The 4,442-nt window shown below is 62.6% G+C and carries 5 protein-coding genes; 3 read left to right on the top strand and 2 right to left on the bottom strand.

Annotation, left to right across the window (positions count from 1 at the left end; translation table 11 throughout):
• Nucleotides 1–1,019, bottom strand: a 1,019-nt coding sequence (locus EN991_RS24860; protein WP_127369749.1) for a hypothetical protein, incomplete at its 3' end; no start/stop codon positions are given.
• 108 nt (nt 1,020–1,127) lie between these two features.
• Between EN991_RS24860 and EN991_RS24855 the strand changes: the two genes are divergently transcribed.
• Nucleotides 1,128–2,183, top strand: coding sequence for a CapA family protein (locus EN991_RS24855; RefSeq protein WP_063168830.1), 1,056 nt, complete (start codon nt 1,128–1,130; stop codon nt 2,181–2,183).
• 83 nt (nt 2,184–2,266) lie between these two features.
• Nucleotides 2,267–3,217 carry a DUF3137 domain-containing protein gene (locus EN991_RS24850; RefSeq protein ID WP_164747158.1) on the top strand — a complete coding sequence of 317 codons (951 nt, stop codon included), beginning with the start codon at nt 2,267–2,269 and terminating at the stop codon, nt 3,215–3,217.
• A gap of 13 nt (nt 3,218–3,230) precedes the next feature.
• On the opposite strand, the gene EN991_RS24845 is transcribed toward EN991_RS24850, so the two are convergent.
• Nucleotides 3,231–3,725: a DUF2314 domain-containing protein gene (locus EN991_RS24845; RefSeq protein WP_127369748.1), complete on the bottom strand. Its 495-nt coding sequence runs from the start codon at nt 3,723–3,725 to the stop codon at nt 3,231–3,233.
• A 446-nt stretch (nt 3,726–4,171) separates the two neighbouring features.
• Here EN991_RS24845 and EN991_RS24840 point away from each other — a divergent pair, with 446 nt between their 5' ends.
• Nucleotides 4,172–4,414: a DUF1344 domain-containing protein gene (locus EN991_RS24840; RefSeq protein ID WP_013530037.1), complete on the top strand. Its 243-nt coding sequence runs from the start codon at nt 4,172–4,174 to the stop codon at nt 4,412–4,414.
• The last annotated feature ends 28 nt before the right edge of the window (nt 4,415–4,442 follow it).

The raw sequence follows: 4,442 nt of genomic DNA, 5'->3' as shown, positions 1-4,442 counted from the left end.
GCCATGGTCAAGGCGGCGAGCCAGGCCTGGACCTGCTCCTCGCCGACTTCGAGGCCGGTGAGCGGGTTCTCGCCCTTCTGCTGCGGTCCAGGCAGCCATTCGCGGTCATTGTCGGTCTCGGCGCGGATCGCCTTCCAGTCCTCGCGCGACAGCCGGATCATTTCCAGCAGGTGGCGGCGCGCTGCTTGCCGGCGCTCCGGTTCGATCACCGGCCAGTTGACGAGATGCACCATCGAGATGAAATCGGCGATGCGCCATTCCGAGGAGAAGATGCTCGAGCCCATATCGCCGGCCGGCGGCACCAGAATATCCTGCAGCGGCAATTTGGCGCGCGGGAACAGCATGTGAAACGAGCCGTCGAAGGTGCTCCTGAAATCATGCGCAAGCCAGAAATCGGCCTGCGCCATCAGGAACTCGGCATAGCCCTGCAGCCAGTAGCCGTCGGCGCGGTCGAAGCGGAAGGTGAGCGTGGGGGCGGCGGCGTCCGACGAGATACCGCCGCGCGAGAGTGAGGCGATGATCGCCGCCATGCTCTCGTCCGGCGCGATGGTGCCGTCCTCGTTGAGGTCGATGCCGGCATGGGTGAGATCGATGACCATGCCGATATCGGCATCGGGCGGCACCGAGGCAAACGTGGCTGCGGATTTCTCCAGCCGGTCACGGAAGCCGACCAGGATGGCGCGGAACTGCTCGTAAGTGAGCGGCTCGGGATTGGGATTGTCGGGCACCGGCAACCGCATCAGCGGCAGCATGAAGGATTGCGGGCTTTCGAAACCATGACGGTGCAGGCCGGTGGCCAGGATCTCCAGTGCGGTAAAGAACTCGCCCGCCCCGGCCGCATAGGCGGATGCCGGGTCTTTTGGCGCGGCAGCCTCCAGCGTCGAGAGAGCGGTGTCGCGCGCGGCCACGGTCTTCGCCTCAAACAATGTGGTTGCCGCTTCTGGCATTGCCGCCGACGCGGAAGACAGCGGCAGGAGCAGAATGAAAGCGGATGTCAGCAGGCCTGCCAGTCGTGTCATCTTTTCCCCCCAATGTTTTGTCGCGCAGTGCAAACATACACCATTTGCAGCGCCGCGCTTCAACCCGCCCGGCGGACGGTCTACACAGGGCAAACAATTGGGCATCGCGTGTCGAATTATCCGTTTTCCTACAAGCTGTCCTGGCTGCCGCGTTTCCTGAAGCCGTCACTGGCCGGCGACGCTCAAGACTTTGCGCCGATGGCCGGGACGCTGATGGATCCACCGCCGAAGCAAGCGGTGCGGCTTGCCTTTGTCGGCGACATCTCGGCGGTGGCCAACCGCAGCGCGCCGGATTGCGATCCGGCGATCAAGGCGCTGCTCGGCGCTGCCGATCTGGTGATCGGCAATTGCGAAAGCCCTGTTGTGGACAGGCCAAGCGCGGTGCTGGGCACAAGGCTCGGCACGCATCATGCGATGAGCGAGCCGTTCCTGGCCGAGGCGCTGACGGCGGTTGGTGTTGCGCGCGAAAAACTCGTGCTGTCGCTGGCCAACAACCATGTGCTGGATCAGGGCATCGCCGGTTTCGACGAGACAATCGCGGCGTTGCTGCGGCTCGGCATCCGCACGATCGGCCTGGCCGACGGTCCGGTTGTACCGATTCAGGTTGGATCGCTTGATATCGGCTTCGCCGCCTTCACGCTGTGGCGGAACGCCGATGAAAAACTGTTTGCCGGGCGCGTTTCGATGGACAGCGATCCGGCGAGCTGGCCACCCGCTGGCTTGGACCTTCTCTGCGCCGTGCCGCATTGGGACTGGGAGTTCCGACATTTTCCGCGCGACGGGACGCGAGCGCTGGCCAGGCGGCTGGCCGGGCAGGGCGCCGGGCTGATCGCGGGCCATCATGCCCATGTCGTGCAGCCGGTGGAAAAGATTGACGGGACGATCGTCGCCTATGGGCTCGGCGATTTCCTCGGTACCGCCTTTGCCCGGCAGCCATGGCCGGGCCGCATCGGCTCTATCCTCGTTGTCGATGTCAGTGCCGATGCCGGTACGCGCGGCAGGATCGCGTCTTACCGGATGCATCCCTTCATGCGCCTGCGCGCTGGCGACCACGAGCGGCTGGTGTTGATGGAGGCTTTGGAGGGCCGAATGCGTGACAGGGTCGCGGAGCGACTGAAAGCGGTCTTCCCTTCTCCACCAACCGATGAAGGCGTTCCCGCTTAACCATCTGGCGGCCCTTGCAAAACCAACTATCATGCTCCCGCAGAGGCAGGATTGCGGGGGTAGCGGTGGAATCAGCGGATTTCATGCCGAGCGAAACGGTCATCGCCGGCATCCGAAAAGACATCGAGGCCTATGAAGCGGCGAGGGCTTCGGCGGTCCGGCAGGTGCGCTGGCGGGTGCCGGTGTTCGTGGGGCTGGTGCTGGTGGCCGTGGTGCTGGTCGCCTGGCTGTTCAACAAGGTCGCCGACCCCAACGAGCAATGGGTCTCGACGCCGCATGTATTTCTCTATGTGATCGGCTTCGCGGCTTCGATCCTGCTCTATTTCCAGGCCAGGAAACCGGCGACGCGGCTGCAGCAATCGTTCCGCGAGACGCTGCTGCCGATCATATTCGGCTTCATCGCCGACATGCGCTACCAGCATGGCGTGACGCCGAATTCCTTCGACCGGTTGCCGCGCACGGCGGTTGGTCCGTTCAACCGGCAGGCGTTCGACGACATCGTGGCGGGCCGCTATGAGGGGTTTCCGTTCGAACTGTACGAGGCGCATCTGCGGGAAGGGTCGGGCAAGGGCTCCTCGACCGCCTTCCAGGGCGTCATCGTCGCTTTCGAGACCATCGCGCCGTTTCCCGGCATATTGGTGGCGACGCGGCGGACCAACGCGGTGATCAGCTTCTTTCGCGGCATATTTGCCAGCAAGCTGCAAGAGCTGTCCAGCGGCGATGCTTTGCTCGATGCCGCCTACGAGTTCCGCACCGACAATCTCGGGGCGGCACAGCCATTGGTGAGCGGCCGGCTGGCGCAGGCGCTGAAATGGCTTGGCGAAACCTGGCCGGACGACCCAGCCCGCGTCGCGCTCAACGGCAGCGATGGTTTCCTACTGTTGCCGCAGACGAAGAACTTCTTCGAGCTGCCGGATATTTCGGTGCCGCTCGACTACAGCAGGCATGTCGCGCCGATGATATCGGACATGGGCGCGATGCTGGCGACGGCGGCACTTGTGCGCAAGATCGGCGCGAAGGACGAAGCGGGTTGATCGGGCTGCGCTTTCAGCACTCGAAGCCGTATTTGTCACGCATGTAGTCCGCCTCTTCTTTCGACATTTTGTTGAACATGACGCACACGGTGAAGCTGCCGACCTGACGTCCGCCGCGTGTGTATCCCCAGTCGGAAATATCGTCCCTGGTGAATTCTATGTTCTGGCCGAGGACGACGTTGTGCACTTCCTCCGGCTGGTTTGCCAATATGCCGACAAATCCGGTTTCGGTGCGGCGGAACGGTATGACCCAGAAGTGTTCGGTGACGTTGCCGTCCCGTACCTTGACCTTCAATTTGAACCTCTCTGTGTCGGCGGGAGGCGCCTCGGACAGTGCCAGGAAGTCGTCCAGGCTGGCGAGCGCCTGCGCGGTCGCCGCTGCCATCTCTGGGTCGCCGGGAGTGAAGATAATTGTTTTGTCGTCGCCCGGATCCGTGGCTTGTGCGCCGGCCAATCCTGGAGCAAACGCCAGCATCAGGGACATCGCAGTCCGGACTGCAAGCTTCATGGAAGGCCCCCCTTCATGTCAACGGTCGACACCATCCCGCATTCGACGTCGGTTTGCAACCGTAGCGCGAGTTTGATCAGCGTTGGCGTGGCGGTTTTTGAACTGATCCGCGAGACAAAATGTGTATCGACGATCGGTCAGCGCTCTGTTTCGTGATGCCGCCCGAGATGGATTGCGGCGGCTGCGTGGTGATCGAAAGCCGCCCGTCACAATCGGCCAAGTGACTCTTTTCGCGGACAGAAGTGCGTTCATTGGGGGAGCCGAAGCGGCCTGAAATGATCTAGGTCGCAGATAATGTGTCGGAATTAAGCCTATGATATTGTTTGCGAAAATTCACCCAATGTGATTTGCGGAGGGTGCGCTTTCCGTCCAGTTTCAGGCCGTCCGGTGCTGTCGTTTCCCAAGGCGGCGGTCCGGAAAAGTGAAACAGCACGGAGTGCTTACCAATGAAGAAGACCCTCGCAACCACCGCTGCTCTGCTCGCCTTCCTCGGCACCGCTTATGCCGCGACCGTTCAGGGCACCATTCAGGCCGTCGATCCGACGACCAAGTCGATCACCCTCGACGACGGCAAGATCTACCAGCTGTCGCCCGAAGCGACGATCGGGAAACTGAAGGTCGGCGCCAAGGTGGCGGTGACCGTCGATGACAAGACCGGCATCGTGACGTCGATCAAGAAGGCCTCGTAAGGCGTCAGCGTCGTTCGTCGGCAAGCCT

Origin of the sequence: Mesorhizobium sp. M7A.F.Ca.US.005.03.2.1 (genome assembly GCF_003997795.1) — a bacterium.
GTDB classification, from domain to species: Bacteria; Pseudomonadota; Alphaproteobacteria; order Rhizobiales; family Rhizobiaceae; genus Mesorhizobium; species Mesorhizobium ciceri.
Note: the sequence above shows the minus strand (reverse complement) of the source record. Positions and strands in the feature narration are given on the sequence as shown.

What these genes read in the sequence shown, in the direction of transcription:
- EN991_RS24850 (WP_164747158.1), top strand. Translation starts at nt 2,267, where the DNA reads ATGCCGAGCGAAACGGTCATCGCCGGCATCCGAAAAGACATCGAGGCC.
- EN991_RS24845 (WP_127369748.1), bottom strand. Translation starts at nt 3,725, where the DNA reads ATGAAGCTTGCAGTCCGGACTGCGATGTCCCTGATGCTGGCGTTTGCT.
- EN991_RS24840 (WP_013530037.1), top strand. Translation starts at nt 4,172, where the DNA reads ATGAAGAAGACCCTCGCAACCACCGCTGCTCTGCTCGCCTTCCTCGGC.